The organism is Streptomyces akebiae (assembly GCF_019599145.1).
Taxonomy (GTDB): domain Bacteria; phylum Actinomycetota; class Actinomycetes; order Streptomycetales; family Streptomycetaceae; genus Streptomyces; species Streptomyces akebiae.
Genome location: NZ_CP080647.1, coordinates 2,268,945 through 2,284,889 on the forward strand (window position 1 = coordinate 2,268,945; position 15,945 = coordinate 2,284,889).

At 70.6% G+C, this 15,945-nt stretch carries 9 protein-coding genes; 6 read left to right on the forward strand and 3 right to left on the reverse strand.

Going from position 1 to position 15,945, the window contains the following annotated elements:
- Positions 1 to 129: 129 nt before the first annotated feature.
- The 3 genes from K1J60_RS09935 to K1J60_RS09945 form a co-directional block, all read right to left on the reverse strand.
- Positions 130 to 4,605, reverse strand: a complete 4,476-nt coding sequence (locus tag K1J60_RS09935) for a fibronectin type III domain-containing protein (RefSeq protein ID WP_220645891.1) — start codon at positions 4,603 to 4,605, stop codon at positions 130 to 132.
- Positions 4,606 to 4,797: 192 nt separating this feature from the next.
- A complete protein-coding gene (locus K1J60_RS09940; protein ID WP_220645892.1) occupies positions 4,798 to 5,169 on the reverse strand; it encodes a hypothetical protein in 372 nt (123 codons plus the stop codon).
- A 394-nt stretch (positions 5,170 to 5,563) separates the two neighbouring features.
- Positions 5,564 to 6,571: a hydroxyacid dehydrogenase gene (locus K1J60_RS09945; protein WP_220645893.1), complete on the reverse strand. Its 1,008-nt coding sequence runs from the start codon at positions 6,569 to 6,571 to the stop codon at positions 5,564 to 5,566.
- A 161-nt stretch (positions 6,572 to 6,732) separates the two neighbouring features.
- Between K1J60_RS09945 and K1J60_RS09950 the strand changes: the two genes are divergently transcribed.
- From K1J60_RS09950 to K1J60_RS09975, 6 genes are all read left to right on the forward strand, one after another.
- Positions 6,733 to 7,980, forward strand: a complete 1,248-nt coding sequence (locus tag K1J60_RS09950; protein ID WP_220645894.1) for an FAD-binding protein — start codon at positions 6,733 to 6,735, stop codon at positions 7,978 to 7,980.
- Between the two features lie 135 nt (positions 7,981 to 8,115).
- Positions 8,116 to 9,417 (forward strand): ROK family transcriptional regulator, encoded by a 1,302-nt coding sequence (locus tag K1J60_RS09955; protein ID WP_220645895.1) that lies wholly within the window; start codon positions 8,116 to 8,118, stop codon positions 9,415 to 9,417.
- A 249-nt stretch (positions 9,418 to 9,666) separates the two neighbouring features.
- Positions 9,667 to 10,929 carry an ABC transporter substrate-binding protein gene (locus tag K1J60_RS09960; RefSeq protein WP_220645896.1) on the forward strand — a complete coding sequence of 421 codons (1,263 nt, stop codon included), beginning with the start codon at positions 9,667 to 9,669 and terminating at the stop codon, positions 10,927 to 10,929.
- Positions 10,930 to 10,952: 23 nt separating this feature from the next.
- Positions 10,953 to 11,918, forward strand: a complete 966-nt coding sequence (locus tag K1J60_RS09965; protein WP_220645897.1) for a carbohydrate ABC transporter permease — start codon at positions 10,953 to 10,955, stop codon at positions 11,916 to 11,918.
- The gene (locus K1J60_RS09970; protein WP_220645898.1) at positions 11,915 to 12,817 is read left to right on the forward strand and encodes a carbohydrate ABC transporter permease; all 903 of its coding nucleotides are present in this window, start codon (positions 11,915 to 11,917) and stop codon (positions 12,815 to 12,817) included. Before K1J60_RS09965 ends, K1J60_RS09970 begins: the two co-directional genes overlap by 4 nt.
- Before the next feature lie 19 nt (positions 12,818 to 12,836).
- Positions 12,837 to 15,749 carry a glycoside hydrolase family 2 TIM barrel-domain containing protein gene (locus K1J60_RS09975; RefSeq protein WP_220645899.1) on the forward strand — a complete coding sequence of 971 codons (2,913 nt, stop codon included), beginning with the start codon at positions 12,837 to 12,839 and terminating at the stop codon, positions 15,747 to 15,749.
- Positions 15,750 to 15,945: the final 196 nt, after the last annotated feature.

Below are 15,945 nucleotides of genomic sequence, written 5' to 3' on the forward strand. Positions count from 1 at the left end.
GAGCTCGGGCGGCTCGGTGCGTCGACGGGTGCGGATGAGTGGGGCTTCTCGCGCGGTTCCCCGCGGCCCTGAGAAGCAGGGGCTGCGCCCCGTGCTTCTCGGCCCTCAAGGGGTGCGGGGAACCGCGCGTCAGTCCTCCGCCGCGTAGGACCAGAACTCGACCTCGGTCAGGTTGCACCGGCCGTTGTGCGTGTCGTGGAGGCGCAGGAGCGGGTACGCCGCCGTGTTCGGCAGCCTCGCCTCGTACCAGGTGCCGTCGGTCGTCGTGCCGATGGTGTGCAGGTCGGTCCAGGTCGCCCCGCCGTCGGTGGAGCCGCGCAGCACCGTACCGGTCGCCCGTGCCGCGAACCCGGCGCGCGGCAGGACACGGAGCTTGTCGACCCGCAGCGTGCCGCCGGCGCCCGCGTCGATGTCGATCCAGCTGTCGGCCGCGAGGGTGTCCGTGTACGTGGCGGGGTCGCCGTCGAAGGCGCGCCAGCCGTTGGCGGCCTGCGTCCCGGTGCCGGGCCAGGCGATGGTCGAGGCCTTCACCATCGACGCGGTGACCTCGCCGCGCCGCAGCAGCGTCTCCCGGGAGACGAGCAGCTCGTAGGCCGCGTACACCGCGTCGATCCGGGTGTCCTCGTCCTTCCCGGTCTCCCCTTCCACCCGGTCGAGCTCGGCGGTGAAGGCCGCGTGGCTCTTCTTCGTCCACTCGGCCGCGTCGGTCGCACGCGCCCGTGCGAGGACGTCGGCGAAGGTCTCGGCGACGGCCGCGGCGGGCGTGGAGACCCGGGTACCGCCGCCCACCAGGGCCGCCGTGACCCGGTAGTACCGCCTGCCGTGCCGCAGCCCCTCGTCGTGGTGGGCGAGGGACCGGGTGTCCTTCACGAGCGCGTCCCAGGTGTCCCCGTCGGTGGAACGCTCCACGGTGAACGTGAGCGCGTCCTCCGGCTTGTTCCAGCGGACGGTGACGGTGTCGCCGTCGCGTTCCAGGGCGACCAGCAGGGGACGGTTCCCGAGCGCGTCGAGCCCGACCTCGGCGAAGTCGGCGTCGCCCGTGGCCACGACGCCGGCGTGCACCGCGTACGGGAAGGGGCAGAACAGGCTCCCGACCGTCACCCAGGTACGGCCGTCCCCGGACACCTGGCCGTGCACCCGGTGGGTGGTGAGGTCGCGGACGAGCCGGAGGTGGGGGGTGGCGGCCAGGGTGCGGCCGGGGAGCCCTCGGGTGATCGGGGAGCGGATGTCGTCCTGCCAGTCGTGGCGGCTGTCCCGGGTGCGGTGGTGCAGGACGAGCCCGCCGTCGGCGCCCGCGCCGAAGTACACGTGCCGGGTGTCGGGGGTGAGCCGGTCGCGGAGCATCAGGCCGGTCGCCGGGCCCCGCGCGGTGTCGACGCGGGCGGTGAGGGTGAAGCCGCCCACCGCCGGGCGGCTCACGAAGTGCAGTTCGTCCTCGATGTCGCGGGACAGGACCCGGTAGTCGTCGCCCTCGCCGAGGCCGTCGCCGTGTGCGCCGAGGACGCGGACGGTCGAGCCGCGCACGATCGCGCTGCCCTCGCGGGCGTGGTGCAGGGCGTCGTCGCGCCAGCCGGTCCGTCGTAGCCCGGCCGAGGCGGGCCGCTTCAGCTCCGTCTCGATCGCGTGCGAGGCCGGGCCCCGGCCCGCCGGGTTGACCGCCGTGACCGTGTAGAAGTAGGTCTCGCCCGGCCGCGCGGACTCGTCGACGAAGTGACGGCCCTTCACTTTGGTGCCGATCAGCTCGTACGGGCCCCGTCGTCGCGTCGCCCGGCGCACCTCGTAGTGCGTGGCGCCCGCCGTGGTCTGCCAGGTGACCGCGATCGAGGCGTCGCCGGGCAGGGTGTGGACGAAGTCGACGTGGGAGGGCGGGAGTTCGGCGATGTCCTCCGACTCCAGGCGCAGCACCAGACCGGTCCTGGGAGGCACGCTCACCTTGCCGCCCCGCACCGGAAGCTCCCGGCCGCTCACCAGGTCGAGGACGCCCGCGCCCCCGCCCGGTACCTCCACCCGGTGCGTGCGCTCGTTCCCGTACGCCTTGCGTGTCGTGTTGACGACGAAGAGGTAGCGGCCGTAGCGGGCCGTGAGGAGGTCGGGGTAGCCCGAATAGGCGTGGTCGGCCTCGAAGTTCTCCCGGTTGACGGTCCCCACGCCGGGCTGGAAGGTGATGGGGGCGATCTCGCCGGCGAGGGCCTGGAGGGCGGCGGAGTCGCCCGTCTGCTGGTCCTCCATGAAGTCGACGTCGATGTTGTCCATGCGGGCCCAGTAGTCCTCGTACCGGAAGAGCCCCTCCGTGTGGAGCTGGACGATGTGGTCGCGGTCGGGGTGCCGGACGTGGAGGCGGCCGTTGCGGGCGAACCCGCGCTGGCGTTCGTTGAGGTGACCCCACAGATGTGTGTCGCCGTCGCGCAGGGAGACGAACATGCAGTCCACGTCCACCCAGGCGAAGCGCTCGTAGTCGGTGGTGCGCACGCCGAGCGCGGTGAGTTCGGCGGGGGTGTAGTACGCGAAGTCGGTGTGCGGGTGGACGATGCCGGTCGGTTCCTGGGCCTTCAACCAGCCCCAGGTCTCGCCGAGTTCGAGGTCGTACTTGTTCTTCGACCGCACGGCGGAGAAGTTGGCGAAGTACTGGTGGTCGGCGATCTGCTGCTGGGCGAAGCCCACCGCCTCCCGGGCGTGGCGCCGGGTACGGCTCCACTCCTCGCCCGCGTAGCGCTCGGGGTGTTCCGCGATGTGGTGGGCGAGGGAGACGTAGTGCAGGAGCTTGCCCTCGGAGACGCGCAGGACGTAGCCGGGGAAACCGGGGAAGTTGGTGTTGCGCTCGTCGATGACCATCTCCATGCGCATGGTGCGCTTGAGGTCGTCGTCGAGGTCGGTCATCCGGGCGTGTGAGCGGGCGTGCAGATTGCGCAGCGCCGTCTCCAGGATCCTGTCGTTGAGTTGTTCGTCGCCCTCATGGCCCCAGGTGCGGTGGAACCACTCGGGGAGGTAGTTGGTGGCCTCGCCGTAGTTGGCGACATAGCCGTTCTCGCGGGTGTGGCCGGCCTCGGTCATGGTCGTGTAGTGCGTGCCGAGCGGGAGGCGGCGTACGACGTTGCCGTCCTTGTCGAGCTTGGACCGGGCCAGGCCCTTGATGACGTATGTGACGTAGTCGTCGGTCCAGCGGGCCGTGGTGTCGTGCTGGAAGAGGGAGTGGAAGAGGTCGAGGTCCTGACCGTCCGGTCCGACCAGCACCTCCTCCCCGAGGAAGGGCTCCCAGCCGAGGGCCTCCCCGACGATGCGGTGGCTGCGCGCCCGGCCCTCGTAGTACGACGAGCCGATCACGCGGAGCCCCTCGTGGGCCTCCCAGGCGCCTTCGTACGTGTACATCACCTGGTTGTAGATGTAGGAGAGCCGGGAGCGGGCGTAGTCGAAGTTTGCCTTCAGGACCCGCTCCCATGCGGCACGGCGCGTGAGGGGGCCGCCGTCCGGGCCGACGCCCGCGAGGGAGGTGGGCCCTTCCTCGGTGCCCGTGACGAACGGCTCGTCGAGGAAGGCCTCGAAGGCCTCACGGCCGTGGACATCGCTGTCGGCGATGAGGTTCTCGACCAGGTACAGCGCCTGGCCGAGCGCCCCGTAGTAGCCGCCCCAGTCGCCCTGGTGCCCGCCCCAGGCCAGCAGCTTGGTGTTCCCGTAGTAGTCCTTGGTGTGGTTGTCGACGCACTTGAAGACCCTCAGCAGCGCCGCCCTCCTGGCGGCCGGCGTCTTCGCCGGACACCAGGAGGCACGGGCCAGCGCGCCCGCGTAGAAGAACAGCTCCTCGACGTACCGGACGATCGAGAGCTTGCCGCCGGCGGACGAATCCACCTTGGCGGTAAGGGAGTTGAACAGCTTCACCTGATCGGCGACATATCCGTCGACGAGTGCCTGCCGCGCCGTGTCGTCGAGGGCGGTGACCGTGGCGGTGGGCGGGGTGAAGTCGGTCCGGGGATCGTCGCTCAGGTCGAGACGGCTGCCGGTGTGGGTGTAGGCGCGGTAGTAGCCACGGGAGTTCGCGGTCACCTTGCCGGAGAACGCGCCGTCGTAGGTGCGCAGGGTGATCTCGGCCCGGGTACGGCCCCGGGTGTGCTCCAGCGGCAGCATGATCGTGGCGTAGAAGAAGCGGCCCGGGAGGGGCCGGTTGGTGCCGGTGTTCAGGGCCTCGTAGTCGCCGGAGCGGCGGTAGCCGATCTGCTCGCCGTTGATGTACGCGATCGTCTTGTACGTGGAGGTGTCGCCGCCCCAGAACTTGACGGTGAGGTGGTTCTGGTGGACCGGGTCGACGGCGACGGTGAAGCGGAGGTCGCCGCCCTTGATGCCGGGGGTGGCGAGGGGCTTGGCGACCCGTGCCCTGTCCCCCGCGTTGCCGTCGACGACCTCGGTGTCCGGGCCGTGGAAGTCGTGGGCGGCCTCGGAGTCGGGGTCGCCGAAGTCGACGAGATCCAGCCGTCCGGCGCCACCCGCCGTCGCGTCGGCCTCCCGGCCGGCCGCGTCCCCGGCGGCGAGCGCCGGGGACCAGCCGCCGGAGAGGGCGAGCGTGCCGGTGCCCGCCGCGGCCGTGGTCAGGACGGATCTTCTGGAGATGGGCATGCGGAGTCCTCCGGGCCGGGCGCGCCGTAGTAAACGTTCTCTGCGGAAGGTAGGCGGCTGCACCCGAGGTAGACAAGAGGTCGTGCGACAGAAAGACTTTCGAGGGCCAGAGAAAACAGACAACGGTTGTCGACAGTGATCGTCGACAACCGTTGTCTGTTCTCCCGAGGCTCAGGTGCGCCTTCTCCCGGGTCAGCAGTCGCGCAGCGGGTCCGTCTCGCTGTAGATCGCGGTGTCCTTCATCCAGCCGGACTGGCCGTTGTCGGCGACTGTCCTGAGCCAGCGGGTCGGGTGCGGCCCGCCCACCCAGGCCTGGTTGTCCAGCTTGCAGTGGAACCAGCTCGGGTTGGTGTTCATGGTTCCGACGACCTGGTCGGGATTGGGGTACAGGCGGTTGTTGCCCACCGATCCGTACACCGGGGCACCGGAGACGTTGTTGCACCAGTACCTGATGCCGTCCTCGTGTCGCCAGCAGTTGGACGCGGCGGACGCGGACGGCGCCGCGAGGGTCGTGCCGAGCGCGGCGGCCAGGCCGGCGGTGGCGACCAGCCAACGAAACCTCATGTGTGTTCCTCTCCTGTCAGGACGTGTGTGTGCGTGACGGGTGCGGTCGAGGCTCAGCCACGGCATCCGGCGTGCCCTTGCGCTTCGGTCCAGTCCCGTGCCGAAGCCTGCCGACTCGCGGGGCACGTCCGCGCCCCCTTCGATCAGGGTCGAAAGCCGCTGGTGGGAAGCGCCCGCGGCCTCCGGCCCACGACCGGGCGACCCGGTCGTGGGCCGGAGGCCGCGCAGGGGACGACCGCCCGCCGGGACGAAGGCAGCGCACCGGCCGACCGCTGCCGGACCACACCGGCGGCAGGGGACGCCCACCGCCCCCGCCGACGGCACCCCACTGACCGCTGGAACCCCACCGACCGCTACGTGCCCCCGGCACCCCGTCGGTGGCCCGGGGCCACCGTCACGCCATCCGGGCCAGCGCCCCCCGGTCGAGCGCGTACGCCAACTCCTCTCCGGCGGCCAGCCGTTCGGCCTCCTCCGTGACGGCGAGGCCGAGGCGGGCGACCTCGTTGCCCTGGGAGCCGGCGAGGTGGGGGGTGACGAAGGCGTTCGGGAGGTCGAGGAGGGGGGAGTCGGCGGGCAGCGGCTCGGGGTCGGTGACGTCGAGGATCGCCGAGAGGCGCCCGGCACGCAGCTCGTCGACGAGGGCGTCGTGGTCGACCAGGGCGCCGCGCGCCGTGTTGATCAGGGCGGCCCCGTCGGGCATGAGGGCGAGGGCGCGGCGGTCGATCAGGCGGTGGGTCTCGGGGGTGTCGGGGGCGTGCACGGTGACGATGTCCGAGGTGCGCAGCAGGTCGTCGAGCGGGAGCAGGGGCACGCCGAGGGCGGCGGCCCCGGCCTCGTCGACGTAGGGGTCGGTGAGGCTCACCCGCAGGTCGAAGGGGCGCAGCAGTTCGATGACGCGGCGGCCGATGCGGGAGGCGCCGATGACGCCGACGCGGCGGCCGTGGTTGCCGATGCCGGGGACGAACCCCCAGCCCGTCGAGACGCGCTCGGCGCGCAGGCGTTCACGGCGGCCGAGGATGTCCTTGCCCGCGAGCAGGATCATGGCCAGGGTGTACTCGGCGACGGGCAGGGCGTTGGCGGCGGCGGCCGTGGAGACGGTGATCCCGCGTTCCCAGACGGCCGGGGTGACGAAGCCCTTCACCGAGCCCGCCGAGTGCAGCAGCGCCCGTAGCGCGGGGGCCGCGTCGAGGACCGTCTCGTCGACGCGGGGGCATCCCCAGCCGGTGACCAGCACCTCGGCCTTCGCCAGCGCCGCCCGGACCTCGGGGTCGGCGAAGTCCTCGGCGATCAGGGCGGGGTCGATGTCCACGGTCTCCCGCAGACGGGCCAGCACGTCCGGCGGGAAGACCTGCGGAACGTTCTCGGCCGTCATGGCGAACAGTGCGCGGGGACGCTCGGGCAAGGAAGGACCTTCCGGCTGGGAGGGCTGGGAGAAGGCGAGGCCAGGGGACAGTAAGCGGTCTCTACGGTAGGCAGGCGCTCGCGAGGAGGTCAATGAACCGGCTGCCGCGCGGGACGGAGAGGATGGCCCTCGACAGCTACGGCCAGCAAAGGACATCAGACATGACGACCGAGACCCTGACCAACTGGGCCGGGAACATCACGTACACCGCCGAGGAGCTGCACCGGCCGCGGTCCGTGGACGCGCTGCGGGCCCTGGTCGCGGCCGGCGAGAGGGTGCGGGTGCTGGGCAGCGGTCACTCGTTCAACGAGATCGCGGACCCCGGCCCCGAGGGGGTGCTCCTGTCCCTGACCGGGCTGGCCCCGGAGATCGAGGTGGACACGACGGCCCGTACGGTCCGGGTCGGGGGCGGCGTCCGGTACGCGGAACTGGCCCGCGCGGTGCACGCCCACGGCCTGGCCCTGCACAACATGGCCTCCCTGCCGCACATCTCCGTGGCGGGCTCGGTGGCCACCGGTACGCACGGCTCGGGCGACGGGAACGGTCCGCTCGCGGCGGCGGTGCGCGAGGTCGAGCTGGTCGCGGCGGACGGGACGACGCTGACGCTCGCGCGCGGCGACGACCGTTTCGGCGGGGCGGTGACCTCGCTCGGCGCGCTCGGCGTGGTCACCGCGCTCACCCTCGACCTGGAGCCGGCCTTCGAGGTCGGCCAGCAGGTCTACGGTGAACTCCCGCTGGCGGGGCTGGACTTCGACGCCGTGTCGGCGGCTGCGTACAGCGTGAGTCTCTTCACCCGCTGGCGGCACTCCGGCTTCGACCAGGCGTGGGTCAAGCGGCGCGTGGACCGGGCCACGGCCGACTTCCCGTGGGCGGCGCCCGCGACCGAGGCGATGCACCCGGTGCCGGGGATGCCCGCGGTGAACTGCACCGAGCAGTTCGGGGTGCCCGGCCCCTGGCACGAGCGGCTGCCGCACTTCCGGGCCGAGTTCACGCCGAGCAGCGGGGACGAGCTGCAGTCGGAGTACCTGCTGCCGCGCTCGTTCGCCGCGGAGGCGCTGCACGCGCTCGACGGGGTACGGCATGTCGTCGCGCCGGTGCTCCAGGTCTGCGAGGTCCGTACGGTCGCCGCCGACGCGCAGTGGCTGAGCCCCGCCCACGGCCGGGACACGGTGGCGTTCCACTTCACCTGGATCGCGGACCCGGCGCCCGTGCTGCCGGTGGTCCGGCGGGTCGAGGAGGTGCTCGCGCCGTTCGATGCCCGGCCGCACTGGGGCAAGGTGTTCACGGTTCCGGCGGCGGAGCTGCGGGCGCTGTACCCCCGGCTGGGTGATTTCCGGGCGCTGGCCGAAGTCCTGGACCCGGCGGGCAAGTTCCGCAACACCTTCGTCGGGGAGGTGCTCGGCGCGTGAGTCGGGCGTGAGTCACCTTGGGGGACTTCGTAAACCCCCTTTCCTAACCCCTTGTAGAAAGTCCCTGCTCGCCATAGCCTTGGCGCCGCGCCGGGGCAACAGGCCTCGTCATGGCCTGGAGGGATCGAGGGGATCATGTCGTCGGTGAAGCGCACCTCACGCGACATCCGCACCGCGAACCGCTACGAGGTGCTGCGCCAGATCATCGCCAAGTCTCCCACCTCCCGGCAGGAACTGGCGGCGGCCACCGGCCTGAGCCTGGCCACGGTCGCCACACTCGTGGGCGAGCTGCTCGACCTCCGCATGATCACCGAGGTCGGGTTCGAGGACTCGGCGGGCGGGCGCCCCCGCGGGCTGGTGGCCGTCAACGCGTCGGGGGGCGCGCTGATCGGCGTCGACATCGCGGAGACGTACGTCCACGTCGAGCTGTTCGACCTGGCGCTGAACGTCCTGGCCCGCGCCGAGGAGAACGTCCGCCCGGGTGAGAGCCTGCCCGAGCAGATGGTGGGGCACGTCGCCGCCGCCGTCGGCTCCGTGGTCGCGCAGGCCGGCACCGAGGGCGCCCGGGTGCTCGGCGTCGGGGTGAGCGTGCCGGGGCAGGTCGACCGCGCCACCGGCATCTCGGAGTACGCGCCCAACTGGGACTGGCACGACGTGCCGCTGCTCGACCTGCTGACCGAGCACATCGCCTACCCCCTGTACCTGGACAATCCGCTGCGCGCGGTCGCGGTGGCCGAACTGTGGTTCGGGGCCGCCCGCGGTCGCGGGGACGCCGCGGTGATCACCCTGGGGACCGGCGTGGGCGCCGGGCTCGTCCTGGACGGCGGGCTGCACCGGGGGGTGAGCAACAGCGCCGGCGAGTGGGGCCACACGACGATCGTGCTGGACGGCCGGCTGTGCCACTGCGGCAACCACGGCTGCGTGGAGACGTACGTGGGCGCCCCGGGGATCATGCTGAACCTCCGGGAGCTGAGCCCGCGCAGTACGCTGCTGCACCCCGAGGACCAGACGGCCACCATCGCGGCCCTCGCGCGGGGCGCGGCCCGGCACGATCCGGTGGCGGTCAAGGTGGTGCGGGACACGGCCCGATATCTCGGTGCGGGCATCGCCGACCTGGTCAATCTGTTCAATCCCGAAGTGGTCGTGCTCAGCAGCTGGGTCGCGGCCGCGCTGGGCGAGCCCCTGGTCGCGGAGGTGCGCGAGGCCGTCGCCCGGCACGCGCTGCCGCGTCCGATGGCCGCCACCGAGATCGTGCTCTCCCAGATCCCGAGCGATCCGGCGTGCCTGGGCGCGGCGACGTTCGCGCTGGAGGGCGCGCTCCAGTCGGTCGGGCAGAAACCGGGCACCCGGGCCGCGCCGGCCGCGTCGCGCAGCAGGCCCGCCGTGCGCCGCCGAGGGCGGCCCGAAGAGCGCGAACGCCTGCGCGAACACCCCTGAGCCGAGGGCCGCCGGACCCTGACCCGGTGGCCCTCTCCCCCCACGTCAAACCCATTGCGCCGCACGGACGTTCGGAACACCGAACCGAATACAACGCTTCGAACAGACTTCGTCCAACCCCTTGCCGAAGCCTTAGCCGAAGGTTAACGTCCCGCACCGCAAGCCTCTTTGAGCCACTGAGCCATCCGGCACTGAGCCGCCGAGCCATGGGCGCAGAGCCGCAGCCGTACTCGAGACAAGGACGTCAGCATGTCGGCATTCAGGAACAGCAACTTCGACCGCCGCACCGCCCTGCGGGCCGCGCTGGGTCTGGCCGCCGCCGGCGGACTGGCCGCGTGCGGCAGCAACACCGGCAGGAGCAGCAGCGGCGGCGGCGCCGGCCTCACGCAGTACTTCCACGCGTACGGCGAGGCGGGCACCGAGCAGGCCATCAAGCGGTACGCCAAGGCCTACAAGGAATCCAACGTCACCACGCAGTGGATCACCGGCTCCAACTTCGAGAGCAAGCTCTTCGCCTCGCTGCTCACGGACAAGGCCCCCGACTGCTTCGAGTTCCACCCGCAGCTGCAGATGATCGAGAGCGGGCAGGTCGCGGACCTGACCGACCTGATAGACCCGGTGAAGGACGACTTCAACCCGGCCGACATCCAGTCGCACACGGTCGACGGCAAGATCTACGGCATCCGGATGATCGACGACCCGCAGTTCTTCTTCTACCGCCCGTCGCTGTTCGAGAAGGCCGGTGTCGAGGTTCCGCAGACGCTGGAGGAGCTGGCCGAGGCCGCTGCCAAGCTGACCACGGACAAGGTCAAGGGCGCCTACCTCGGCAACACCCTGCACTCGATGATCAACCCGCTGATCTGGTCGGCCGGCGCGCAGCACCTCGACGAGAAGAACCAGATCGCCTACCACACGGACGCGGTCGTCGACGGCTTCAAGCAGCTGCGCAAGCTGTTCACCAGCGGTGACCTGCTGCTCGACGCCCCGACCGACTTCTGGGACCCGTCCGCGCTCAACCAGGGCCTGACCGCCATGCAGTGGTGCGGTATGTGGGCGATGCCGCAGATGCAGGAGGCGCTCGGCGACGACCTCGGCATCTTCCCGTTCCCGAAGGTCGGCGACGCGGGCAAGCAGTCGGTCTACAACGGCGGCTGGTCGATGTTCGTCAACGCCAAGGGCAAGAACCTCGAAGCCACCAAGGAGTACGTGAAGTGGCTGTGGATCGACCAGAAGGAGTACCAGGAGGACTGGGCGCTCTCCTACGGCTTCCACATCCCGCCGCGCACCTCGATCGCCGCCTCGGCCGAGAAGCTGAAGTCGGGCCTGCCCGCTGAGGGCGTGAAGCTCTTCAACGAGTTCGGCCACTTCGACAACATCGGCTGGACCCAGGCGAGCATCACCGCCCTGGAGGACGTCCTCGCCAACTCGGTCCGCAAGGGCGCCGACCCGGACAAGGAACTCACCAAGGCCGACGCGAAGGTCAACAAAGAGCTGAAGAAGCTGTTCGGATAGGCCGGCGGACAGGTACTCACGACATGTCGACCATCACCAAGGACGGCGTCTCCAGCCCCGCCGCGGCGAAGGCCTCCCCGGCCAAGCCGCGGCGGGGGCTGCGGGGCTCCCCCACCTTCAACTTCTGGCTCTTCACCGGGCCGTTCCTGATCGGCCTGGCGATCTTCGTCTATCTGCCGATCCTGTGGAGCCTGTATCTGTCGTTCTTCGAGGCCCGCTTCACGGTCACGCCGAGCGAGTTCATCGGCCTCGACAACTACGTGACGATGCTGACCGACGAGGAGTTCATCCGCTCCCTCGTCACCTTCACCATCTTCGCCGTCTTCATCGTGCCGCTGACCTGGGGAACCTCGCTCGGTCTCGCGCTGATGGTGAACCGGCTGCGGTTCATGCGGGCGTTCTTCCGCTCGGTGTTCTTCCTGCCCACGGCGGTCAGCTATGTCGCCGCCTCCCTGGTCTGGAAGATGTCCATCTTCAGTGGTGTCCGCTTCGGCATGATGAACACCTTCCTGAGCCTCTTCGGCATCGACAACACCGCGTGGCTGGCCAGCCCCGACCCGCCGTGGTACTGGCTGGTCATCCTGACCGTACGGCTGTGGCTGCAGGCCGGCTTCTACATGATCCTCTTCATCGCGGCCCTGCAGAACATCCCGCAGGAGCTGTACGAGGCCGCCTCGATCGATGGTGCCAAGCGCGGCTGGCAGACGTTCTGGCACATCACCCTGCCGCAGCTGCGGGCTACCTCCACCGCCGTGATCCTGCTGCTGCTCGTGGCGGCGTACCAGGCCTTCGACGAGTTCTTCAACCTGCTGAACAAGACCACCTGGGGCAGACCGCCCCTGGTCGAGCTGTACTACAAGGCCCTCGGTGACAGCCAGGACTACGGCGCGGGCAGCGCGGGCGCGCTGATCCTCACCGTACTGATCTGCCTCGTGACCCTGCTCCAGGGCAAGTTCCTGGGATTCGGAAGGGGTGAGGAGTCCAAGTGACCACCACCACGACACCTCCGGCGGACCGGGTCGACCGGGCGGCCGTCTCGGCCAAGCCGCGTCGGGTCCGGAGCGGCAGTGTGATCGGCTCGACCGGTCTCTACCTCGCCACCGGTATCGCCGCGCTCCTCTTCCTCATCCCGTTCTATCTGATCGTCCGCAACGCGCTGATGACGGACCCGGAGATCACGGGCGAGGAATGGAAGTGGTTCCCCACCGACATCCAGTGGGGCAACGTCAGCGAGCCGTTCGACGACCCCTCGGTCGACTTCGCGCGCTCGCTGTGGAACTCGGCGGTCGTCGGTGTCCTGCACACCGTCGGCGTCCTGCTGTTCTGCTCACTGGCCGGCTACGGCCTGGCCCGCATCCCGTACAAGCACGCCAACAAGGTCTTCTACATGGTCCTCGGCACCCTGATGGTGCCGACCGCCGTGACCTTCGTGCCCAGCTTCGTGCTGGTGTCGTCCCTCGGCTGGATCGACACCTACCGGGGTCTCATCATTCCGGGCCTCTTCAGTGGTTTCACGTGCTTCCTGTTCCGGCAGTACTTCCTGGGGTTCCCCAAGGAGCTGGAGGAGGCGGCACGGGTGGACGGGCTCGGTTACATGGGCGCGTACTGGCGGGTCGTCGTACCCAACTCGCTGAACTTCTTCGCCGCGATGGCGACGATCACGTTCATCAGCGGGTGGAACTCCTTCCTGTGGCCCCTGGTCATCGGCCAGGACCCGAGCGCGTGGACCGTCCAGGTCGCGCTCTCGAACTACACGACCGGCCAGACCGTCAACTTCCACCTGATCTTCATGGCCACCGCCATTTCCATCCTGCCCCTGGTGTTCGTCTTCCTCTTCCTCCAGCGCTGGCTGGTGCAGGGCATCGCGCAGACTGGCATCAAGGGCTAGGGAATCAGCAAGGAGACCGATGTCTTTCCGCACCACCGGCACCACCGGCGCCGCCACCCCGTCCGTCGACTACGTCGAGGACGTCTCACCGGGCCGCGCGGCCCTTCCGCCCCGCGCCTGGTACGCGTCCTCCGACGCCCGGACCCTGTCGCTGAACGGCGACTGGAGCTTCAGGCTGTCGCCGACCGCCGACGCGGAGGACGACTCGTTCGCCGCCGAGGGGTACGACGCCGAGGGCTGGGCCCGGGTAGCCGTCCCGGGTCACTGGGTGCTGCAGGGCGACGGGGCCTTCGGGGCGCCGATCTACACCAACCACCTGTACCCGTTCCCGGTGGACCCGCCGAGGGTGCCGACGGAGAACCCGACCGGTGACCATCTGCGGTACTTCGACCTGCCGGAGGGGTGGCCCGTTCCCGACGAGGGCGGTCTCTCCGAGGGCGGGGCGGTGCTGCGCTTCGACGGTGTGGAGTCGTGCGCCCGGGTGTGGCTGAACGGCACGGACATCGGTGAGTTCAAGGGATCCCGGCTGCCGCACGAGTTCGCGGTCGGGCACCTGCTGAAGCCGGCGGGGAACGTCCTCGCCGTCCGGGTCCACCAGTGGTCCGCGGGCTCCTATCTGGAGGACCAGGACCAGTGGTGGCTGCCCGGCATCTTCCGGGACGTCACGCTGCTGCACCGCCCGGCGGACAGCGCCGCCGACTTCTTCGTGCACGCCTCCTACGACCATGTCGGCGGCATCGGGACCCTGCGTGTCGACTCCGACGTCGACGGCCGGGTCCTCGTGCCCGCCCTCGACATCGATGTCGCGACCGGCGAAGCGGTGACGGTCCCGGTGGAGCCGTGGACCGCCGAGACGCCCCGGTTGTACGACGGGGAGCTGGTCACGGCGGGCGAACGCGTCCCGCTGCGGATCGGTTTCCGTACCGTGGTGCTGGAGGACGGCCTGCTGAAGGTCAACGGGAAGGCGATCCTCTTCAAGGGCGTCAACCGGCACGAGTGGCACCCGACGACGGGCCGCGCGCTGGACCTGGAGACCATGCGCGAGGACGTGCTGCTGATGAAGCGGCACAACATCAACGCCGTGCGCACCTCGCACTACCCGCCGCACCCGGCCTTCCTCGACCTGTGCGACGAGTACGGCCTCTGGGTGATCGACGAGTGCGACCTGGAGACCCACGGCTTCACCGAGCAGGCGTGGCGGGACAACCCCGTCGACGACGACCGCTGGACCCCGGCCCTGCTGGACCGCGCGGCCCGGATGGTCGAGCGCGACAAGAACCACCCCTCGGTGGTCATCTGGTCCCTCGGCAACGAGGCCGGCACCGGCCGGGGTCTGACCGCCATGGCCGAGTGGATCCACGGCCGCGACGGCTCCCGCCTGGTGCACTACGAGGGCGACTGGGACTGCCGGGACACCGACATCTACTCCCGGATGTACGCCGACCACGCCGAGACCGAGCGCATCGGCAAGCGCCTGGACGGCGGCACCCACAAGCGTCGGCAGCTGCCCTTCATCCAGTGCGAGTACGGGCACGCCATGGGCAACGGCCCCGGCGGCATCGCCGACTACCAGCGCATCTTCGAGGCGCACGAGCGCATCCAGGGCGGTTTCATCTGGGAGTGGATCGACCACGGCGTCAAGCACCCGACGCTGGGCTACGCCTACGGCGGCGACTTCGGGGAGGAGCTGCACGACGGCAACTTCGTGTGCGACGGCCTGATCTTCCCGGACCGGACGCCCTCCCCCGGCCTGATCGAGTTCAAGAAGGTCATCGAGCCCGTCCGCATCGACGGCGACGGTCCGGCCGGGACGGTCCGGGTGCGCAACGCGTTCGACTTCCAGGACCTGTCCTCGCTGGCCTTCGAGTGGGCGTACGAGGTGGACGGGAAGACGGTGGAGGCGGGCACCCTGTCCGTGCCCGGCCTTCGGCCCGGCGAGTCGGCCGAGGTGAAGCTGCCGCAGCCGCCGGCCGGTGGGCCGGCGGGTGAGGCGCTGTGGACCGTACGGGCGCTGCTGGCCGAGGACACGGCGTGGGGCAAGAAGGACCACCAGGTGGCGTGGGCCCAACTCCCGGTGGTGGAGCGGCCGTTGCCGACCGTGGTGGCCGGTGAAGGCCCCACGGCGAGCGAGAGGCTGATCTATCTCGGCCCCGCCTCCTTCGACGTCCGCACGGGTGAGCTGAAGACCGTCGGCGGCGTCGACGTGACCGGGCTGCGCCTGGACGTGTGGCGGGCGCCGACGGACAACGACGACGGCGCCTCCTGGCAGGACGGCACGCGCACCAGTGAGCTGTGGCGCAAGTTCGGCCTGCACCGGATGCGGCACCGCCTGGACGGGGTGGAGCTGGGCGAGGACGCGCTGACCGTACGGACCCGGGTGGCGCCGGCGGCGTGGGAGTTCGGCCTGCGCACGACCTACCGGTGGACCACGGACGGCACCCGGCTGAGGCTGACCGTGTCGGTGGATCCGGACGGCAACTGGACGGTCCCGCTCCCGAGGCTCGGCATCCGCTTCGGGCTGAGGTCGGCGGATGCGGTGACCTGGTACGGCGGTGGCCCCGGCGAGGGTTACCCCGACACCAAGTCGGCTGCCATGGTGGGCCGTTGGAGCTCCACGGTGGACGAGCTGCAGACCCCGTACGTCCGCCCGCAGGAGAACGGCGCCCGGCCCGACGTCCGCTGGGCCGAGCTCGGCGGACTGCGCGTCGACGGTGACCCGGAGTTCTGGTTCACGGCCCGCCGCTGGACCACCGAACAGCTCGACGCCGCAGCGCATCTGACGGACCTTCAGGCCGGTGACACGGTGTGGGTCAACCTGGACCACGGCCAGATGGGCATCGGCTCCCAGTCCTGCGGCCCGGGCGCCCTGCCGGAGTACCACCTGACGGCGGGACCGGCGGAGTTCTCGTTCGTGTTCTCGACGACGGCGTAGGAAGGCAGTTGGCCAGGACAGCGGCCGGTCGGGCGATCATGCCGACCGGCCGCTGTCGCGCCGTGGCAGAGCGATGACGGGCGAGCGGTGGGGCGGGTGGGATCAGCACGGGGCGGAGACCGGGGGGCTCGTCCAGCCGGTCCCGTGCCCCGCCACGGACGCGAGGGTGCGTTGGTCGTGGGCCGGGTCCAGCAGG

Coding starts and splice junctions, on each gene's coding strand:
- K1J60_RS09935 (WP_220645891.1), bottom strand. CDS start 4,605: ATGCCCATCTCCAGAAGATCCGTCCTGACCACGGCCGCGGCGGGCACC.
- K1J60_RS09940 (WP_220645892.1), bottom strand. CDS start 5,169: ATGAGGTTTCGTTGGCTGGTCGCCACCGCCGGCCTGGCCGCCGCGCTC.
- K1J60_RS09950 (WP_220645894.1), top strand. CDS start 6,733: ATGACGACCGAGACCCTGACCAACTGGGCCGGGAACATCACGTACACC.
- K1J60_RS09955 (WP_220645895.1), top strand. CDS start 8,116: ATGTCGTCGGTGAAGCGCACCTCACGCGACATCCGCACCGCGAACCGC.
- K1J60_RS09960 (WP_220645896.1), top strand. CDS start 9,667: ATGTCGGCATTCAGGAACAGCAACTTCGACCGCCGCACCGCCCTGCGG.
- K1J60_RS09965 (WP_220645897.1), top strand. CDS start 10,953: ATGTCGACCATCACCAAGGACGGCGTCTCCAGCCCCGCCGCGGCGAAG.
- K1J60_RS09975 (WP_220645899.1), top strand. CDS start 12,837: ATGTCTTTCCGCACCACCGGCACCACCGGCGCCGCCACCCCGTCCGTC.